Source organism: Aeromonas sp. 600276, from assembly GCF_049175815.1.
Classification (GTDB): domain Bacteria; phylum Pseudomonadota; class Gammaproteobacteria; order Enterobacterales; family Aeromonadaceae; genus Aeromonas; species Aeromonas dhakensis.
The window spans coordinates 160216-179557 of the sequence record NZ_JAAKVU010000001.1 but is presented as its reverse complement, the minus strand read 5'-3'; the positions used below and the strand labels follow the sequence as shown (position 1 = coordinate 179557).

Genomic DNA, 19342 nt, shown 5'->3' with positions numbered 1-19342 from the left:
GAATTAAATCCCGATAAACCACAATGAACTCAGATTAAAACACTGACAAAAAGTGAATTAGTAATGAGTTTATCTGTAGATGTCACAGGGGAGCTGTCCGGTTCCCGCTCCACCACCGTCAGCGCCACCCCCTGGCGCCGCCACGACACCCACTGGGTCATCAGCCTGTTTGGTACCGCCGTCGGTGCCGGCATCCTGTTCCTGCCCATCAACCTGGGTCTGGGCGGGATCTGGCCCCTCATCATAGTCGCCGTGCTGGCCGGCCCCATGACCTTCCTGGCCCACCGCGGGCTGGCGCGCTTTGTGCTTTCCTCTTCGCGCCCCCACGCCGACTTCACCGAGGTGGCCCAGGAGCACTTCGGCAAGATGGCCGGCCGCCTCATCTCGGCGCTCTATTTCCTCTCCATCTTCCCGATCCTGCTCATCTACGGGGTCGGGCTGACCAACACGGTGGAGAGCTTCATGATCAATCAGCTCGGCATGGCGACCCCGAACCGGGTGATGCTCTCCGGCATGCTGGTGTTCGCCATGATCGCCGTGATGCTGGCCGGTGAGAAGGCGATGCTGCGCGCCTTTGCCGTCATGGTCTATCCGCTGGCGGCCATCCTGGCGGCGCTCTCCTGCTACCTCATTCCCCAGTGGCAGTGGCCACAGCTGGGCAGCCTGGAGGGCGGCAGCTTCCTCAACACCGTCTGGCTGGCGCTGCCGGTCACCGTGTTCGCCTTCAGCCACGCCGCCGCCATCTCCGGCTTTGCCAACGTGCAGCGCCGGGAGTACGGCGAGCAGGCGGAAGCCAAGAGCAGTCTGATCCTGCGCAACACCACCGTCATGCTGGTGGGCTTCGTGCTGTTCTTCGTCTTCTCCTGCGTGCTGAGCCTCTCGCCGGCCCAGCTGGCCGAGGCCAAGGCCCAGAACGTCTCGGTACTCTCCTATCTTGCCAACATCACCGACAACCCGGTGATCGTGACCCTGGGGCCACTCATCGCCTTCATCGCCATCAGCTCCTCCTTCCTCGGTCACTTCCTCGGTGCCCGCGAGAGCCTGAAAAGCCTGATCGCCAAGCCCACCGGCCTGTCGCTGGCGAAGGCGGACAAGCTCGGCATCGCCCTGATGTTCTTCTCCATCTGGGGCGCCGCCATCATCAACCCGGGGATCCTGGGGCTGATGGAGACCCTCTCCGGCCCGGTGATCGCCATGATCCTGTTCATCATGCCGGTGGTGGCCATCTACAAGGTGGAGGCGCTGGCGCGCTTCCGCCATCGCTGGGCCAACGGCTTCATCCTGCTGACCGGCGCGCTGGCGGTGTCGGCGCTGATCTTCAGCCTGCTGAAGTAACGGCGGGCAACCAGCCGCAAAAGCGCAAAAGAGAGAGGCGACCCTTGGGTCGCCTCTCTTGTATCCGTCCGGTGGTGGCCTCAGCCTAGCTTGGCGCCGTTTTGCACCGCCTGCTCGGGGATGGCGATCACCACGGCGCCATCCGGCCGGTAGAAGCCGGTCAGCAGAAACTCCGACTGGATCGGGCCTATCTGCTTGGGGGGGAAGTTCACCACGGCGACGATCTGGCGGCCCACCAGATCCTCCGGTTGGTAGAGGTCGGTGATCTGGGCGCTGCTCTTGCGCACCCCGAGCTCGGGGCCGAAATCCGCCCACACCTTGTAGGCCGGGCGGCGCGCCTCGGGGAAGGGCTCGACCCGCACCAGGGTGCCCACCCTGAGCTCCACCATCTCGAAATCCTGCCAGCTTATGGTCTGCATCTTGGCTCCTCGTTGCCCATACCTTGCATGAGCCTCAGCATGCCTCGAAACCACCTGCGCCGTCTTCGGCAAACGGCCGCCCGGTTACGGCAAGCGGCCGTTTTGTTGGCGCCAGCGGGAAGGGGTCACTCCGGTTTCGGCCAGGAAGCGCTCGCCGAATGCCCCCTGATTCTGGTAACCGCAGCGGCTGGCCACGTCGCCGACGGGCAGGGCGGTGTGGGCGAGCAGGGTACGCGCCAGTGCCATGCGCCGCGCCCGGATGTAGTGGGAGACGCTCATCCCCACCTGCTGCTGGAAGGCGTGCTTGAACTGGCTCTGGCCGAGGCAGGCGATGGCGGCCAGCCGCTCGTTGCTGAGAGGTTCGGCGAGATGGGCCTCGATATGACGCTGCACCTTGCCGATGCGCGGGGCGAGGCGGGCACGGCCGCGCGAGCCTGCCTGCTGCGCGTCTGCCAGCAGACCCAGCCACACCTGCTCCATGCCGGCCACGTGGCGCCCCTCGGCCACCATGCGGTGCAGGAAGGCGAGGTAGTGGCGCTGAGCCTCGTCCAGCTCGATGAAGGGGCGCTCGCCCAGCTCGCCGGGCAGCCAGTGACTCTCCTGCACCAGAAACGAGAGCGCCGGATCGGCAGCGTAGTCGTGCCGCTCACCGGGGGCGATGATGCAGGCAAAGCCGGGCGCAAGCCGCCGCCCCTGGCCCTGCACCTCGATCTCGATGGGACCGTCGAGGGGGATCACCAGCTGGGCATGGTCGTGGCTGTGGCTGCAGACGTCGCTCTGGTAGCGACGCAGGCTGAAAGGGGTGGATAGCGATGACGCGGCCTGGGGCCGCGTCATCGAAGGGGGTTTGCTGTCTGGCATCTGCTGCAGATTACTCGGCGTCGAAATCTTCGATCTCTTTGCCCAGCGCTTCCATGATGGCACGCGCCTCGGCAGGGACGCTGTCCGGATGATCCTTGCGCAGATCTTCGTCGCAGGGCAGCGGCTGACCGGTGAAGGCGTGCAGGAAGGCTTCGCAGAGTAGCTCGCTGTTGGTCGCATGACGCAGGTTGTTCACCTGACGGCGGGTGCGCTCATCGGTCAACACCTTCAGCACCTTGAGCGGGATCGAGACGGTAATCTTCTTGACCTGTTCGCTCTTCTTGCCGTGCTCCGCGTAGGGGCTGACGTAGTCGCCGTTCCACTCTGTACCCATGATCCACCTGTTCTCATTTAGCCGTGAGCGCGGATTTTAACCCTTAAGGAAATCAATGGCAATCCAACAGCAAAGCCATTTAGACGTCTGGAAGTGTTGACGGCCTTTTTAAGCTGGCGTAGTGTGGGTCACCATGAGCCTGCAATGGCGGGATGGCGCGTGGCAGAAACAGCATGCCAGCGTGTGAAGAGACATCAAGGAGAGTGACATGACCCACAAGGCCACCCAGGCAGTGCGCACCGGGATTGAGACTGACCAGCAACACGGTGCCGTGGTGCCGCCCATCTACCTCTCCAGCAACTACACCTTTGCCGACTTTGGCGAGCCCCGTCAATACGATTATGCCCGCTCCGGCAACCCGACCCGCACCAATCTGGCGGACGCCCTGGCGGCCCTGGAAGGGGGCGCCGGCGCCGTGGTGACCGGCACCGGCATGGGGGCCGTCCATCTGGTCACCACCGCCCTGCTCAAGGCGGGGGATCTGCTGATCGCCCCCCACGACTGCTACGGCGGCACCTGGCGCCTGTTCGAGTACCTGGCGGCCAAGGGCCACTACCGGGTGCAGTTCGTCGATCAGGGGGATGCGGCGGCACTGGCCGAGGCGCTCTCGCAAAAACCGGCGCTGGTCTGGGTGGAGACCCCCTCCAACCCGCTGCTGCGGGTGGTGGACATCGCCGCCATCGCCGAGGCGTCCCATGCGGCGGGCGCCAAGGTGGCGGTGGACAACACCTTCCTCTCGCCGCTGCTGCAACAGCCGCTGGCGCTGGGGGCGGACCTGGTGGTGCACTCCACCACCAAGTACATCAACGGCCACTCGGACGTGGTGGGCGGGGTGGCGATCGCCAAGGATCCCGAGCTGGCCGACTCCCTGGTGTGGTGGGCCAACTGTCTGGGGCTCACCTCCGGGGCGTTCGACTCCTACCTTACCCTGCGCGGTCTGCGCACCCTGGCCCCCAGATTGCGCGCCCATCAGGAGAACACCGACCGCATCCTCGCCTTCCTGCAGCAGCAACCGCTGGTCAAACGCATCTATCACCCCAGCCTACCGAGCCATCCGGGCCACGATATTGCGCGCCGTCAACAGTCCGGTTTCGGCGCCATGCTAAGTTTTGAGCTCGATTGCGGCGAGGCGGGCATTCGCACCTTCCTGGCGGCCCTCACCCTCTTCTCGGTGGCCGAATCCCTCGGCGGGGTGGAGAGTCTGGTGGCCCATCCGGCCAGCATGACCCACAGGGCCATGACCCCGGCCGCCCAGCAGGCGGCAGGCATCAGCAGCCAGCTGCTGCGCCTGTCGGTCGGTATCGAGCACGGTGAGGATCTGGTGGCCGATCTGGCCCAGGCGTTTGCACAGGCACAGCAAGCACAGCAGGTGGCGAAGTAATGGAACAGCAGCAACAAGGAGAGATCGCGGTGGCAACAGAAGCAGGCTTGAAGCGACGTCACGTCCACAAATTCGGTGGCAGCAGCCTGGCGGATCCGGTCTGTTACCGCCGGGTCGCCAGCATTCTCGAACAACAAGCCGAGCAGCAGGGGGGCGGGCGAGAGCTGGTGGTGGTCTCCGCTGCCGGCAAGACCACCAACCGGCTGATCCAGCTGGTGGAGCTGGCCGAAGCCGGCGATGAAGCCGCCGGCGAGGCCATCTCGGCCCTGCAGGCCTATCAGCAGAGCCTGATCGACGGTCTGCTGGAAGGAGAGCTTCACCTCGAACTGAGCCAGCAGCTGGCGGACGACATGCAGCTGATCGCCAAGACCCTGGAGGGGCAGTTTGACCGCTTCGAGCGCAACGGTCTGCTCGCCTTTGGCGAGGTGTGGTCGGCGCGCCTGCTGGCGGCCCTGCTCACCAGTCGCGGTGACAAGGCCATCTGGCTCGATGCCCGCAGTTTCCTGCGCGCCGAGGATGGCGCCCTGGTCAAGGTGGATACCGCCCTCTCCAGCGAACTGCTCAAGGCGCGGCTGGCGGAACACGCCGGCCGCATCGTGGTGACCGGCTTTATCGCCGCCGACATGGAGGGACGATCCCTGTTGCTCGGTCGCAACGGCTCCGACTACAGCGCCAGCCTGTTGGCCCTGCTGGCGGACGGCGAATCCACCACCATCTGGAGCGACGTGGCCGGGGTCTACAGCGCCGACCCGCGCCGGGTCAAGGAGGCGCGCCTGCTGGAGCGCCTGAGCCTGGCCGAAGCCAACGAGCTGGCCCGCCTCGGCTCCTCGGTGCTGCACTCGCGCACCCTGCAGCCGGTGGCCGACAGCCGCCAGCGGCTCACCCTGCGCTGCAGCTACAACCCGGACGAGGGCTGCACTCACATCCTGCGCCGTGCCCCCCGCTCCGGCGGCGCCCGCATCGTCTCCTCGGTGGATCAGATCGCCCTCATCGAGCTCAAGGTGCTGCCGCAGACTGATTTTGAGCAGACAGTGGCAACCATCGAGGCTTATCTGGCCCGCCATCGCCTCAACCCGCTCACCTTGCAGCGCCAGCCGGATCGCCGGATCCTGCGCCTCGCCTACACCCTGGAGGTGGCGCAGGGTGCGTTCGAGCTGCTGCGCGACTTCCAGCTGCAGGGCAGCTTCACCGCTCTTATCCAGCGCGAAGGCTACAGCCTGGTGGCGCTGGTGGGGGCCGGCGTCACCGACAACGCAGAGCAGTGTCACCGCTTCTACCAGCTGCTGGCGGATCAGCCGCTGGAGTTCGTGCAGGTGGCCAAAGATGGCCTGAGCCTGGTGGCCGTGCTGCGCCAGGTGGTGCTGGAGCCGCTGCTGATCGCCCTGCACAGCGCCCTGTTCAGCCGCCCGAACCGGGTCGGTCTGGTGGTGTTCGGCAAGGGCAACATCGGCGGTCACTGGCTGAATCTCTACGCTCGCGAGAAGGTGCGGCTCGAGCATGAACTGAACCTGGCGCTCACCCTCTACGGGGTGTTCAGCTCGGAAGGGGGCCTGCTGGATGAAGAGGGACTGGATCCGCTCAAGGTGCAGGACAACTTCAATCCCAAGCCGCTGATCTGGCCCGAGCTGCTGGCCCAGCTGGAGCAGCACGGCTTCGATACCCTGATCGCGCTGGACATGACCGCCAGCGAGACGGTGAGCCGCTATTACCCGGACTTTGCCCAGCTCGGCATTCACATCATCGCTGCCAACAAGTTTGCCGGCGCCGCCGACAGCGAGTTCTACCAGCGCATCAAGCAGACCTGCCGCGACCATCAGGTGCAGTGGCGCTACAACGCTACCGTGGGCGCTGGGCTGCCGATCCAGTCCAGCATCCAGATGCTGCGCCAGAGCGGCGACCGCATCCAGGGGGTCTCCGGCATCTTCTCCGGCACCCTCTCCTGGCTGTTCCAGCAGTATGATGGCTCTCGTCCCTTCTCCGAGCTGGTGGACGAGGCGTGGCAACACGGCCTGACCGAGCCGGATCCCCGCGAGGATCTCTCTGGCCAGGATGTGCGCCGCAAGCTGCTTATTCTGGCGCGGGAGGCGGGCTTCGAGCTCGACTCCGCCGACATCGAGCTGGAGAACCTGGTGCCGGTGGCCCTGCGCAAGGTGAGCACGGATCAGTTCATGGACAGGCTCAAGGAACTGGATGACCCGATCCAGACCGCCTTCGAGGGGGCGCGCCGGGTCGGCAAGGTGCTGCGTTACGTCGCCCGCTTCGAGCACGACGGCAAGGCGCGGGTCGGGCTGGAGGCATTGGAGCCGCACCACCCGTTCGCCAACCTGCTGCCGTGCGACAACATCTTCGCCATCGAGAGCGACAGCTATCGCACCAACCCGCTGGTCATTCAGGGCCCGGGGGCCGGCCGAGAAGTGACGGCCGCCGCCATCCAGTACGATCTCTGGCAGATCTGTGCCAGCCTGTAACAGCGGACAAGCCGTTCAGCAAAAGAGGCGCCAGTGGCGCCTCTTTTTATTGTTTAACTGCAGGTCTGCCGGTTGATTTCCCTATCCCGTAAGCGGCCCGTTTTGAGCTTCTTCAACAGGTTGCAGGCAGGAGTCAGGTAGTAACCGGAGTTGCACAGGTAGCATGAGCGGATATTGCGCCTGCACAGACTGGTCAAGAAGGGGCACGGTATTGGTTCCCCCCTCTTATTCGCTGAGGCGAGAGCGCTTGTTCAGGCTGCGAGACAGGATGTCGAGCGAGCGGTGCCGGGCCATGGATGGCCCGTCGGCGCATGCCGTCGGACAAGCGGGTGAGACGAAGGAACCCGACGTAGTCGGGCGAAGAAGCGGGGGAGAAGACCTTTGGTGACTTTGGGTCTTTCCAAAGTCACTCGCCCCAGCCCGAAGGGCGGGCGAAACCCCTTCAAGACCGGCAGGCTTGCATCCACCATCCTCTAAAGCTGTAAAGTGGGCGATTGCCCCTGATAGCTAATCGACCCTGCGATTCCATGGCAACGCCTAACGACCAAGGATTCTCCGGCAACATGGCTCCAGCGGGCCCTGTCGATATGACAAAGGGCGCCGAGGCGCCCTTTGTCATTGAGGGGAGCTTGATAGCCCCGATTATCAACCCGTGTTGCGCATACCGGCGGCAATACCGGCGATGGTGACCATCAGCGCCTGATCCAGCTCGGGATGCAGGGTTTCCGGGTGGTTGCGCGAGCGGCCCAGCAGCTCGACCTGCAGCACGTTGAGCGGGTCTGTGTAGGGGTTGCGCAGCTTGATGGACTCCTTGATCCAGGGCTGGTCGTCGAGCAAGTCGCCCTGCGGGCGCAGCTCCAGCACCACCTGGATGGAGTCGGCAAGCTCCTGACGCAGCTGTTTGCCGAGGCCCCACAGCTCCTTGGGCACCAGCCGGGTGTCATAGTACTCGGCCAGCCAGACGTCAGCCTTGAGGAACACCATCTCCAGCATTTCGAGACGGGTGCGGAAGAAGGGCCACTGACGGCTCATCTCGTCCAGCACGCTCTTCTGGCCGTCGTCGATGGCCTGTTGCAATCCCTTGTGGGCGCCGAGCCAGGCCGGCAGCATCAGCCGGTTCTGGGTCCAGGCGAAGATCCAGGGGATGGCGCGCAGGCTCTCGACACCGCCGTTGGGCTTGCGCTTGGCGGGGCGGGAACCGAGCGGCAGCTTGCCGAGCTCCATCTCCGGGGTGGCGGCGCGGAAGTAAGGCACGAAGTCCGGGTGACCGCGCACGATACTGCGGTAGTGATCGCAGGAGACAGACGCCAGCTGCTCCATCACGGCGCGCCAGCTCTCTTTCGGCTTGGGCGGCGGCAGAAGGTTCCCCTCCAGCACGGCGCTGGTGTAGAGGTTCAGGCTCTGGATGGCCACCTTCGGCAGGCCGAACTTGAAGCGGATCATCTCCCCCTGTTCGGTGACCCGCAGGCCGCCGCGCAGGGAGCCCGGGGGTTGCGACAGGATCGCCTGATGGGCGGGGGCGCCGCCACGGCCGACGGTACCGCCGCGGCCATGGAACAGGGTGAGGCGGATGTTGTTGGCTTCAGCTAGCGCCACCAGGGATTCCATGGCGGCGTACTGGGCCCAGCCTGCGGCCATCATGCCCGCATCCTTGGCGGAGTCGGAGTAGCCGATCATCACGTACTGACGGCCCTGAATGTAACCGCGATACCAGTCCACCGACAGCAGGCGTTCCATCACGGCGGTGCCCGCCATCAGGTCTTCCTGGGTCTCGAACAGCGGGGCCACCGGCATGCGGAACTTGCAGCCGGCTTCCTTCAGCAACAGCTGGACCGCCAAGACATCGGACGGGGCACCGGCCATGGAGATGATGTAGATGCCGAATGCATCGGGGTCGTGCTGGGCGATGACGCGACAGGTGTCGATGGTCTCGCGGGTCTCGGCACTGGGATCCCAGTCGCTCGGGATGAGGGGGCGGCGGGAGTTCAGCTCGCGCAGCAGGAAGGCCTGTTTGTCCTCTTCGCTCCACTCGGCGTAGTCGCCCACACCCAGGTAGCGGGTCAGCTCGGAGAAGACCTGGCCGTGACGCTCGCCATCCTGACGGATGTCCAGTTTGACCAGGTGGATGCCGAAGCAGGCCAGCTTGCGCAGCACGTCCAGCAGCATGCCGTCGGCGATGTTGCCCATGCCGCAGGCATGCAGGGAGTGGTAGCAGAGCTCAAGGGGCTCGCGCAGCTGGGCGGTGCTCTTGACCAGATCCCGGCTCTCGCTCGCCTGGCCCTGTACCTTGGCGGTCAGGTACTCCTGGGTCTCGCGCAGTTGCTCGCGCAGCTCGCGTACCAGGGCGCGATAGGGTTCCGGGTTATCACCGACCCGGGCACGCACGGCGTCAGTGCAATCGGCCATGGAGAGCTCGGAGGTGAGCTCCTTGATGTCCTTGTAGAACAGGCTCACCGCCATCCAGCGGCCCAGCTCCAGCACTTCGGCGGTCACCTTGGCGGTGACGAAGGGGTTGCCGTCGCGGTCACCGCCCATCCAGGAGGTGAACTTGACCGGCGCGGCATCCAGCGGCAGCCGCACACCCAGATGGTGTTGCAGGCGCTCGTCCAGATTGCGCATGAATTCGGGGATGGCCGGCCACAGGCTGTTTTCCACCACGGCGAAGCCCCACTTGGCCTCGTCCACCGGGGTCGGGCGCTGTTCGCGGATCTCGTTGGTGTGCCAGGCCTGGTTGACCAGCTGTTCGATGCGATTGAGGATCTTGTCCCGCTCGCGGGGCAGCAGATCGGAGAGTTCCAGCGCCTCGAGGCAGTCGTTGAGCTGCACATGCTTGTGGATCAGGGTGCGACGGGTCACCTCGGTGGGGTGGGCGGTCAGCACCAGATCGATATCCAGCTCGCGCACCGCCTGGATGATGGCTTCCTGCGACAGGTTGGAGGCTTTCAGCTTGTCGAACATCTGCTCGAGCGGATCTGGGGTGCAGACCTGCTCTTCGCAGCGACGGGAGATGGTGTGGAACTGTTCGGCCACGTTGGCCAGGTTGAGGAACTGGCTGAAGGCGCGGGCCACCGGCAGCAGCTCGTCGTCGCTCAGGTTGCGCAGGGTGTCGAGCAGACGTTCCCGGTCCGTCTCATTGCCTTTGCGGGAGGATTTGGCCAGCTGGCGAATGGTTTCGATCTTGTCGAGGAAGGCCTGTCCCTGATGATCCTTGATGGACTTGCCCAACAGTTGACCCAGCATGCCTACGTTGGCGCGTAGTGCGGCGTACTTTTCGTTCATTCCACATCCTTATCTTGTTGGTGCCTGACACCCATCCGGGGTGCGAGACGACCTCACTTATTGTTGTGCGATTACAACATATGCTCCGTCATCTTAGGGTGACAATCTACCCAGATTGTCTGCGCAAGGTCAAATAACAGGCCGATTCAGAACATGTATTTCCATCACCTGTCCCGAGGTGCGATGTCATGTAACTTACTTACATTCCCGTCAGTTCAGAGGCAGAAACGGCGGATCAGGTGCTGCAATACGCTGGTGGTCGGTTTGACGAACGACAGATCGAGATATTCGTCCGGCTGGTGGGCCTGAGCGATGTGGCCGGGCCCCAGCACTATGGTTTCACAACCGAGCTGCTGGATGAAGGGGGCCTCGGTGCAATAGTTCACGGATTCGGCGGCCCGCCCGCTGGCCCGTTCGGCCTCGCGCACCAGCTCCGAGTCATCGGCGCAGGCGTAGGCGGGGATGGGCTCGTGCAGGTGCTGCAGGTGCAGGCAGCCCGGCTGGTGGATCTCGATGGGGGAGAGCGCTTCTTTGAGCATGCCCATCAGCTCGTCTGGGCCCACCTGCGGAGTGGGGCGCATGTCGATGTGCAGTTCGCAGCAGCCGCAGATGCGGTTCGGGCTGTCGCCCCCCTGGATGTAGCCGAGGTTCAGGGTCGGCTGAGGCACGGCGAATCTGTGGTCGGCGTACTTCTCCTTCAGGCTGTGCTGCAGCTTGAGCACCTGGCCCATAGCCTGGTGCATGATCTCCAGCGCGTTGACGCCGTTGGCAGGATCCGAACTGTGACCGCTCTTGCCTGTGATGCGGATGGCTTCCGACATGTGCCCCTTGTGGGCCACCACCGGCACCAGTCCGGTCGGCTCGCCGATCACCGCATAGTCGGGTTTCAGCTCAGCTGCAGCGGCGATGGCGCGGGCCCCCGCCATGGTGGTCTCTTCATCGGCGGTGGCCAGGATGCGCAGCGGCTTGTTGAGCGTCTTGAGATCGATCTCCTTGAGCGCCTCGACGATAAAGGCGAAGAAGCCCTTCATATCGATGGTACCGAGGCCATAGAGGCGGTTGCCCTCTTCGGTCACCTTGAAGGGATCCTTGCGCCAGGCTCCCTCATCGAACGGCACCGTATCTGTGTGGCCCGCCAGCAGCAGCCCCCCTTCACCCTGACCTATCGTCGCCACCAGATTGAACTTGCCCGGCAGCTCGGGCAGGGCGGTCACCTCGCACTGAAAGCCGAGCTGACCGAACCAGTCGGCCAGCAGCCGGATCACCGCCTCATTGCTCTGATCCCAGCGGGGATCCGTGCTGCTGATGGACGGAATCGCAATAATATTCTTGTAGAGTGAAAAAAAATCCAGATTGGCCACCTGCTCCTCCTTGCTTCCCCGGAATGTTTCTGTTAGAAAATACAAATGCAAAGTGAGTGCATGAATATTCTGTAAGTTTGCCTGAATACGTGGCTCATCGACAAGGCTTCTAGTTGTAAGGGAAAGTTAATGTTCTGTCACCTGATCTATAACCGACGACACACACCCGCCTGAATTGCCCCTCCGCACTCGTGCATGGGGCATCGAACCCCCTTGTGCACCGCAGCACCATGCTGTGAATCTCGAACTCTGACTTGGAATACTCAACATGCTTAACACCGTTATCGTCGGTGCCAGTGGCTACGCGGGAGCCGAGCTGGCCGCCCTGGTCCAGAACCATCCACAACTCAAGCTGTTCGGCCTCTATGTTTCCGCCGGCAGCCAGGACGCCCACAAGCGTTTCTCTTCCCTGCATCCCCAGTGGGTCGGCGCGCTCGATCAGCCGCTGCTGCCGCTGGACGAAGATGGCATGACCCGGATCCTGACCCAGGCCGACCTGGTGCTGCTGGCCACCGCCCATGAGGTGAGTGCCGAGCTGGCGCCCAAGTTCCTGGCCAAGGGGCTGCCGGTGTTCGATCTCTCCGGTGCCTTCCGGGTCAGGGATCAGCAGTTCTACGCCTCCTACTACGGCTTCACCCATGAGAGCGAGCAGTGGCTGGATCAGGCCGCCTACGGCCTGGCCGAGTGGAATGCCGAAGCGGTCAAGGCGGCCCAGCTGATTGCCGTGCCCGGTTGCTACCCGACCGCCTCCCTCTGCGCCCTCAAGCCGCTGCAGCAGGCCGGTCTCATCGCCAAGGGGTGGCAGCCCATCATCAACGCCGTCTCCGGGGTCTCCGGTGCCGGTCGCAAGGCGGCCATCAACACCAGCTTCTGCGAAGTGAGCCTCAACCCCTACGGCACCTTCAATCACAGGCACCAGCCGGAGATCAGCCACCACCTCGGCAAGGAGGTGCTGTTTCAGCCTCACCTTGGCAACTATGTGCGCGGCATCCTGGCCACCATCTATGTACAGCTGGCAGACGGTGTGACGCCGACCCAGGTGGATCAGGCCTACCTCAAGGCCTACGAGGGCAAGCCGCTGGTGCGTCTGACCGGCCAAATGCCCTCCATTCGTGGCGTCGCGGGCACCCCTTACTGCGACCTCGCCTGGCAACAGCAGGGCAACATGCTGGTGGTGGTATCCGCCATCGACAACCTGCTCAAGGGCGCCGCCTCCCAGGCCATGCAGTGCATAAATATCAAATTCGGATTTGAACCGGCCACCGGCCTGATTTAAGGACTCAAGGAAGGATCGTAACGATGAACAAGCAGACTCTGGTAATCAAGCTGGGCGGCGCACTGATCGAGAACGACGAGGCGCTGACCGCCCTGTTCGCCACCCTCAAAAGCTTTCTGGACGAGCAGCACAGACCCCTGGTGCTGGTGCACGGCGGTGGCTGCCTGGTGGATGACCTGCTCAAGGGGCTGGGTCTCACCTCCACCAAGAAGAACGGCCTGCGGGTGACCCCGTTCGAGCAGATCCCCTTCATTGCCGGCGCGCTAGCCGGTACCGCCAACAAGCAGATGATGGCCAAGGCCATCGCCACCGACATCCCGGCGGTGGGGCTCTGTCTGGCGGACGGCGGTCTGTGCCAGGTGACCCAGCTCGACCCGGCACTCGGCGCTGTGGGTGACTGCCAGCCGGGCAACCCGGCGCTGGTGGCGGGGATCCTCGCTCAGGGCTTCCTGCCGGTGGTGAGCTCCATCGGCATCACCGCAGACGGCCAGCTGATGAACGTCAACGCGGATCAGGCGGCTACTGCCATTGCCGAGGCGCTTGGCGCCGACCTGGTGATGCTGTCGGATGTGAGCGGCATCCTGGATGGCAAGGGCAAGCTGGTGCCTCAGCTCGACAAGCTGACTGCACTGGATCTGATGGAGAAGGGGGTGATCAGCGACGGCATGGCGGTCAAGGTGAAAGCCGCCCTGCATGCCGCCGAGACCCTGGGCAAACCGGTCTGTGTCGCCAGCTGGCGCTACCCGGATCAGCTGCTCAAGCTGCTGGCTGGCGGTGCGGTTGGCACCCAGGTCTCTCTCTGATCTCTACCGGAACAAGGAACATCCGATGCAACATCTTCTGAAAGACAGCGACTTGAGCAAGGCCCAGATCGAGGCGCTGATCGCGCTAGGCAAATCGGTCAAGGCCGATCCGAAAAAGTACGGCCAGGCACTGGCGGGCAAGAGCGTGGTGACCCTGTTCGAGAAACCCTCCCTGCGCACCCGGGTTACCTTCGACATCGGCATCGCCAAACTGGGTGGCCACAGTGTCTATCTGGATCAGCAGAACGGCGCACTCGGCAAGCGCGAATCGGTGAAGGATTTCGCCGCCAACCTGTCGCGCTGGTGTGATGCCATCGTCGCCCGGGTGTTCGATCACCAGACCCTGGTCGAGCTGGCGGAGCACGGCACTGTGCCGGTGGTGAACAGCCTGTGCAACCTCTACCACCCCTGTCAGGGGCTGGCGGACTTCATGACCATCAGCGAGCACTACGCCGATCTGTCCAAGGTGAAGCTGGCTTATCTCGGCGATGGCAACAACGTCAGCCACTCACTGCTGCTGCTGGGTGCGACCCTCGGCACCGACGTGACCCTGGTCTGCCCGAAAGGCCACGGCCCGGATACCCAGATCTTCCTGCAAGCCCAGGCGCTGGCGGCCCAGTCGGGGGCGACCATCCACATCAGCGACGACGTGGCGGCCATCGAAGGGTTTGACGTGGCCTACACGGATACCTGGGTCTCCATGGGTGACAACACGCCAATGGAGCAGGTAAAAGATATCTTTATGCCTTATCAGATCAACCAGGCCCTGCTCGACCGCACCGGCATCCAGCACGTGCTGCACTGCCAGCCGGCGCACCGGGAGCTGGAGATCACCTCTCAGGTCATGGACGGGCCTGGCTCCCTCATCATGGACGAGGCTGAAAACCGGATGCATATCCAGAACGCCGTACTGCTGACCTTGCTTGGACATGGTCAGGGGCACAAATAACGGCAACCGACCCCAAATCACACCCTTTTATCGAATCATCATGGAGAGAAGTAAATGAGCGGAATCAACAAGATCGTACTGGCTTACTCGGGCGGACTGGATACCTCGGCCATCATTCCCTGGCTGAAGGAAAACTATGATGCGGAGATCATCGCCTTCGTCGCCGACGTCGGTCAGGAGCGTGACGATCTGGAAGGGATCGAGCAAAAAGCCATCGCCTCCGGCGCCACCAAGTGCATCGTCAAGGATCTGCGGGAAGAGTTCGTCAAAGAGTACGTCTACCCGACCCTGAAGACCGGCGCCGTCTATGAGGGCACCTATCTGCTGGGTACCTCCATGGCCCGTCCGGTGATCGCCAAGGCGATGGTCGAGGCGGCGCTGGCGGAAGGGGCTGACGCCATCTCCCACGGTTGCACCGGCAAGGGCAACGACCAGGTGCGTTTCGAAGGTGCGGTGGCCGCACTGGCGCCCCAGCTGAAAGTGATCGCCCCCTGGCGTCTGTGGGACATGCGCTCCCGGGAAGATCTGCTGGCCTACCTGGAAGCCCGTCAGATCCCCTGCAAGGCGACCCTGAAGAAGATCTACAGCCGTGACGCCAACGCCTGGCACATCTCCACCGAGGGTGGCGAGCTGGAGAGCACCTGGAACGAGCCGTCCGAAGCGGTGTGGCAGTGGACCGTTTCCGCCGAACAGGCACCGGATCAGCCGGAGTACGTCAAGCTGACCGTGGCCCAGGGTGAAGTGGTGGCCGTTGACGACCAGCCGCTCAGCCCGCACCAGATCCTGATGACCCTGAACGAGCGTGCCGGCAAGCACGGCGTGGGCCGCATCGACATCACCGAAAACCGGATGGTGGGTATGAAGTCTCGTGGCTGCTACGAGACCCCGGGCGGTACCGTGATGGTCGCTGCTCTGCGCGCGGTAGAGGAGCTGGTCTTGGATCGCCCGACCCGCGCCTGGCGGGAAAAGCTGGGTGCCGAGTTCTCCCACCTGGTCTATGACGGTCGCTGGTTCACCCCGCTGTGCAAGGCCATCGTCGCCTCTGCCAACGCCATCGCCGAAGATCTGGACGGTGAAGTGGTGCTGAAGATGTACAAGGGTCAGGTCACCGCGGTGCAGAAGAAGTCGCCGAACAGCCTCTACTCCGAAGACTTCGCCACCTTCGGCGCCGACGAAGTGTACGACCAGAGCCATGCCGAAGGCTTTATCCGTCTCTACACCCTGGCGAGCCGGATCCGCGCCATGAAGGAACAGCACCAGGCCATCGGTGGCGATCACACCCACGGCTAACCCTATAGGTTCCAAGCCGCAGAAACAGGTGAGGGGGCTTGGCCCCCTCACTCATAAGCGGCGACCTGATTCCCTCGCCTGTGAGCGGGAGAAGGATAACCGATGAGCTGTGACAAGAGGGCTGCGCCTGGGACATGTCTATGAGATAACAGGGGCGGCTTTCAATGAGGGGTGTGCTTTGCCCCCTTCTCCCGCTTACGTGGAAAACAGGGGGAGAAGGGTTGGGGATGAGGGGGGAAATTGCCCTCACCCTAGCCCTCTCCCAAAGGGAGAGGGGACCGGTTCGCAGTTGCTGGATGCGACATGTTCAACGGCAACAGCACTCCTCACCACCGCACTGTTATACAGGAAAATACAGGGCAAGATTTCTGCGCGCAGGCCAAGGGGCCGCGCGAGTACGGCAGGCGCAAACGCCTACCGACAACGCATTCAAGGAGAGCAGTATGGCACTTTGGGGTGGACGCTTCAGTCAGGGAGCCGATAGCCGGTTCAAGCAGTTCAACGATTCGCTGCGGTTCGATTACCGGCTGGCGGAGCAGGATATTCAGGGCTCCATGGCCTGGGCCAAAGCGCTGGTCAAGGTGGGTGTATTGACTGCCGATGAGCAGGGCAAACTGCAACAGGCGATGGAAGTGCTGCTCACCTCGGTGCAGCAGGATCCCCAGCAGATCCTGAGCTCGGACGCCGAAGACATTCACTCCTGGGTCGAGAGCCAGCTTATCGCCGCCGTCGGCGATCTTGGCAAGAAGCTGCACACCGGCCGCTCGCGCAACGATCAGGTCGCCACCGACCTGAAACTCTGGTGCAAGGCACAGGGTGAGCTGCTGCTCGGCTCCATTACCGCCCTGCAACAGGGGTTGGTGGCCTCCGCCCGTGCCAACCAGGCCGCGGTGCTGCCCGGCTACACCCACCTGCAGCGGGCCCAGCCGGTCACTTACGCCCACTGGGCGCTGGCCTATGTGGAGATGCTGGAGCGGGATTACTCCCGGCTGCAGGATGCCATCAAACGCCTCGACACCAGCCCGCTCGGCTGCGGCGCGCTGGCAGGCACCGCCTACGCCATCGACCGCGAAGCCTTGGCGCTCGACATGGGTTTTGCCGGCGCCACCCGCAACAGTCTGGATTCGGTCTCTGATCGGGATCACGTGGTGGAGCTGATGCACGTGGCGTCGCTGTCCATGACCCACCTGTCGCGCTTTGCCGAAGATCTCATCTTCTACAACACCGGCGAGGCTGGCTTTGTCGAGCTCTCCGATGCGGTCACTTCCGGCTCGTCGCTGATGCCGCAGAAGAAGAACCCGGATGCGCTGGAGCTTATTCGCGGCAAGACCGGCCGGGTGGTCGGCGCCCAGATGGGCATGCTGATGAGCCTGAAGGCGCTGCCGCTGGCCTACAACAAGGACATGCAGGAAGACAAAGAGGGGCTGTTCGATGCCCTCGACACCTGGCACGACTGCCTCGACATGGCGGCGCTGGTGCTGATCGATCTGAAGGTCAATGGCGAGCGCACCATGGCGGCAGCCCAGGGCGGCTACGCCAATGCCACCGAGCTGGCAGACTATCTGGTGGCCAAGGGCATCCCGTTCCGTGAGGCGCACCATATCGTCGGTGAAACCGTGGTCTACGCGATCCAGGTGAAGAAGCCGTTGGAAGAGCTCTCCCTCCCCGAGTTCCAGCGCTTCAGTCCCGTGGTGGGGGAAGATGTCTACCCGAATCTGGAGCTGGAGGCGACCCTGGCCAAGCGGGTTGCCAAGGGCGGCGTCGCCCGCGAGCTGATCGAATCGGCCCTCACCGCCGCCGAACAGTGGCTGGCCAAACGCGCCTAAGCGCACAGGAACATCAAGAGAGGGCGTCAGCCCTCTTTTTTATGTCGGCTTATCAGCCTGTTTCGCTTGCCCCGAGGGCGGCAAAGCGGGCATAAATCCCTGACCAGGCTGAATGGAACTCAGCGCCAACCAGAAGGAACCTGCATGTACTTGCCACCCCATTTTGCCGTCACCGACTCCGAGACTCTGCACCAGCTGATCCGGGCCTATCCGCTGGGGGCTCTGATCACCCATGGTGAAGGGGGGCTGGATGCCAACCACCTGCCGTTCGAATTCGATGCTGGAGCAGGGGAACATGGCGTCCTGCGCGCCCACGTTGCCCGCAACAATCCGCTCTGGCAGGAGGTGAAAGACGGTGACGAGGTGCTGGTGATCTTCAAGGCTGCAGATGGTTACATCTCTCCCAGCTGGTATCCGGGCAAGCAGGAGCATCACAAGCTGGTACCGACCTGGAACTACAGCGTGGTGCATGCTCACGGTCGCATCCAGATCCGCGACGATGCCCGCTTCGTGCGCCGTCTGCTGGCAAATCTGACCCGCACCCATGAAGCCGCAGAGCCAACTCCCTGGAAGATGGCGGACGCGCCGCGAGATTATCTCGAGGCCATGGTGCAGGCGGTCGTCGGCATTGAAATCGAGATAACCGGGCTGGTCGGCAAGTTCAAGCTGGGTCAGAACAAGGAGGCGGCGGATCGCCTGGGGGCGGCCAATGCCTTGCAGGATCGTGGGCAGAGCGCGCTGGCAGAGGCGATGCTGACTCCACCTTCCTCACTACCCTAGCGTGGCATCATGGGATCCGGCCCGGCAAAAACGGCAACCAGGAGGTTGCCGTTTTTTATTGCTCACCGCCGTTCACGCACTGGCATTGAGCAGCTTGCCGACGCCTTCCCCCTTGCCATTGGGCAGGGTCTGCTTGAAGGCGAAGAGCAGCTGATCGAGGCTGAGGTCGCTGTTGCCAAGGGAGCCCTTGAGGGTGTCGAGCTCGCCCTGCAGGGCGTCGAGGCGGGTGCTCTGGGTGCCGTTTGCCAGCTGGGTGCGAGCGGCGTCGATGGCCTGGGGCAGCGACTGGCCCGAGTACTCCTGACCCAGGGTCTGCATCAGCGCTCCCATGAAGTGGTTGATGGCGGGACGGTTTTGCTCGCTGTTGGCCTCCTTGACGCCGAGGCGCTGGAACAGGCTCTGCACCGTGGGGGCGAGCCGCTCTTCCTGCACGGGGGGCTCGGTCTGGGCCGGTGGCGTGCTGTCCCCAAGCAGCTTGCTGCCGAGCTTGAGGGCGAGGGAGGCGAGGGGAAGCAGGGTGCCGATGGCGATCATGATGTCACTCTCCGTACTACTGATGTCATGACGGAGCAGGGAACGGGCCAATTTGGCGAAAATTTAGTCTTAGAGTGGCAGGGGACTGATCCTGCTGTGAATTTAGTTTTGGCCAGGCAGAGGGCGGGCGAGTGCGAGAGAGGGCGGCGGCAAACCCTTGCAGCCCGGGGGCTGGCGGTTTGCCACCCGGCTTGCCGGATCAGAGCTCCTTGAACGGGCGGCGCTTCTCCTCCTCGATGACGATGGCCTCCAGATTGGCGATGCGCTCCTGCAGCTCGTTGATGAGCATGTCCTGCTTGCCGAGACGATCGGTGATGCGGGCATCCCCCAACTGGTAGCGGGCCCGCTTGCTGAGAAAGCCGAACAGAGCGCTGATGAAGACGATCAGCACGATACCGGTCCACATGGTCATGAATGACTCCTTGCCGATGAACAAACGAGAAAAC

At 63.5% G+C, this 19342-nt stretch carries 16 protein-coding genes; 9 read left to right on the top strand and 7 right to left on the bottom strand.

Translation table 11 applies throughout. From position 1 onward, the window contains the following. Positions 1-63: 63 nt before the first annotated feature. Positions 64-1335, top strand: coding sequence for an aromatic amino acid transport family protein (locus G5134_RS00840; protein WP_065018347.1), 1272 nt, complete (start codon positions 64-66; stop codon positions 1333-1335). Positions 1336-1415: 80 nt separating this feature from the next. Here G5134_RS00840 and G5134_RS00835 read toward each other — a convergent pair whose 3' ends face one another. From G5134_RS00835 to metJ, 3 genes are all read right to left on the bottom strand, one after another. After that, positions 1416-1754 carry a tRNA-binding protein gene (locus tag G5134_RS00835; RefSeq protein ID WP_019840797.1) on the bottom strand — a complete coding sequence of 113 codons (339 nt, stop codon included), beginning with the start codon at positions 1752-1754 and terminating at the stop codon, positions 1416-1418. Between the two features lie 84 nt (positions 1755-1838). Beyond that, positions 1839-2591 (bottom strand): AraC family transcriptional regulator, encoded by a 753-nt coding sequence (locus G5134_RS00830; protein ID WP_065018346.1) that lies wholly within the window; start codon positions 2589-2591, stop codon positions 1839-1841. 34 nt (positions 2592-2625) lie between these two features. Beyond that, positions 2626-2949, bottom strand: a complete 324-nt coding sequence (gene metJ / locus G5134_RS00825) for a met regulon transcriptional regulator MetJ (RefSeq protein ID WP_005308521.1) — start codon at positions 2947-2949, stop codon at positions 2626-2628. A 208-nt stretch (positions 2950-3157) separates the two neighbouring features. Here metJ and metB point away from each other — a divergent pair, with 208 nt between their 5' ends. Further along, positions 3158-4330 carry a cystathionine gamma-synthase gene (gene metB / locus G5134_RS00820; protein WP_065018345.1) on the top strand — a complete coding sequence of 391 codons (1173 nt, stop codon included), beginning with the start codon at positions 3158-3160 and terminating at the stop codon, positions 4328-4330. Next, the gene (locus tag G5134_RS00815; protein ID WP_065018344.1) at positions 4330-6798 is read left to right on the top strand and encodes a bifunctional aspartate kinase/homoserine dehydrogenase II; all 2469 of its coding nucleotides are present in this window, start codon (positions 4330-4332) and stop codon (positions 6796-6798) included. The genes metB and G5134_RS00815 overlap by 1 nt, the downstream gene beginning before the upstream one ends. A 645-nt stretch (positions 6799-7443) precedes the next feature. Here the strand turns inward: G5134_RS00815 and ppc are convergent. Both ppc and argE read right to left on the bottom strand, forming a co-directional pair. Further along, positions 7444-10077, bottom strand: coding sequence for a phosphoenolpyruvate carboxylase (gene ppc, locus G5134_RS00810; protein ID WP_065018343.1), 2634 nt, complete (start codon positions 10075-10077; stop codon positions 7444-7446). Positions 10078-10292: 215 nt separating this feature from the next. Continuing rightward, on the bottom strand, positions 10293-11438 hold the full coding sequence (gene argE, locus G5134_RS00805) for an acetylornithine deacetylase (protein ID WP_065018342.1): 1146 nt from the start codon (positions 11436-11438) through the stop codon (positions 10293-10295). 268 nt (positions 11439-11706) lie between these two features. Between argE and argC the strand changes: the two genes are divergently transcribed. The 6 genes from argC (at position 11707) to G5134_RS00775 (ending at position 18362) form a co-directional block, all read left to right on the top strand. Continuing rightward, positions 11707-12714 carry an N-acetyl-gamma-glutamyl-phosphate reductase gene (gene argC / locus G5134_RS00800; RefSeq protein WP_024942337.1) on the top strand — a complete coding sequence of 336 codons (1008 nt, stop codon included), beginning with the start codon at positions 11707-11709 and terminating at the stop codon, positions 12712-12714. 23 nt (positions 12715-12737) lie between these two features. Then, the gene (gene argB / locus G5134_RS00795; RefSeq protein WP_065018341.1) at positions 12738-13517 is read left to right on the top strand and encodes an acetylglutamate kinase; all 780 of its coding nucleotides are present in this window, start codon (positions 12738-12740) and stop codon (positions 13515-13517) included. Between the two features lie 25 nt (positions 13518-13542). Then, positions 13543-14466 (top strand): ornithine carbamoyltransferase, encoded by a 924-nt coding sequence (locus G5134_RS00790; RefSeq protein WP_065018340.1) that lies wholly within the window; start codon positions 13543-13545, stop codon positions 14464-14466. Positions 14467-14520: 54 nt separating this feature from the next. Then, complete coding sequence (locus G5134_RS00785; RefSeq protein WP_010635203.1) at positions 14521-15756, top strand: argininosuccinate synthase; 1236 nt, start codon at positions 14521-14523, stop codon at positions 15754-15756. Between the two features lie 443 nt (positions 15757-16199). Further along, a complete protein-coding gene (argH, locus tag G5134_RS00780; RefSeq protein ID WP_065018339.1) occupies positions 16200-17582 on the top strand; it encodes an argininosuccinate lyase in 1383 nt (460 codons plus the stop codon). A 144-nt stretch (positions 17583-17726) separates the two neighbouring features. Next, positions 17727-18362, top strand: a complete 636-nt coding sequence (locus G5134_RS00775) for an FMN-binding negative transcriptional regulator (protein ID WP_065018338.1) — start codon at positions 17727-17729, stop codon at positions 18360-18362. 72 nt (positions 18363-18434) lie between these two features. Here G5134_RS00775 and G5134_RS00770 read toward each other — a convergent pair whose 3' ends face one another. Both G5134_RS00770 and G5134_RS00765 read right to left on the bottom strand, forming a co-directional pair. Further along, the gene (locus tag G5134_RS00770; protein WP_043169350.1) at positions 18435-18896 is read right to left on the bottom strand and encodes a hypothetical protein; all 462 of its coding nucleotides are present in this window, start codon (positions 18894-18896) and stop codon (positions 18435-18437) included. A 199-nt stretch (positions 18897-19095) separates the two neighbouring features. Next, entirely contained in the window at positions 19096-19308 is a 213-nt protein-coding gene (locus G5134_RS00765; protein ID WP_005308557.1) for a hypothetical protein, read from the bottom strand. Positions 19309-19342 lie beyond the last annotated feature (34 nt).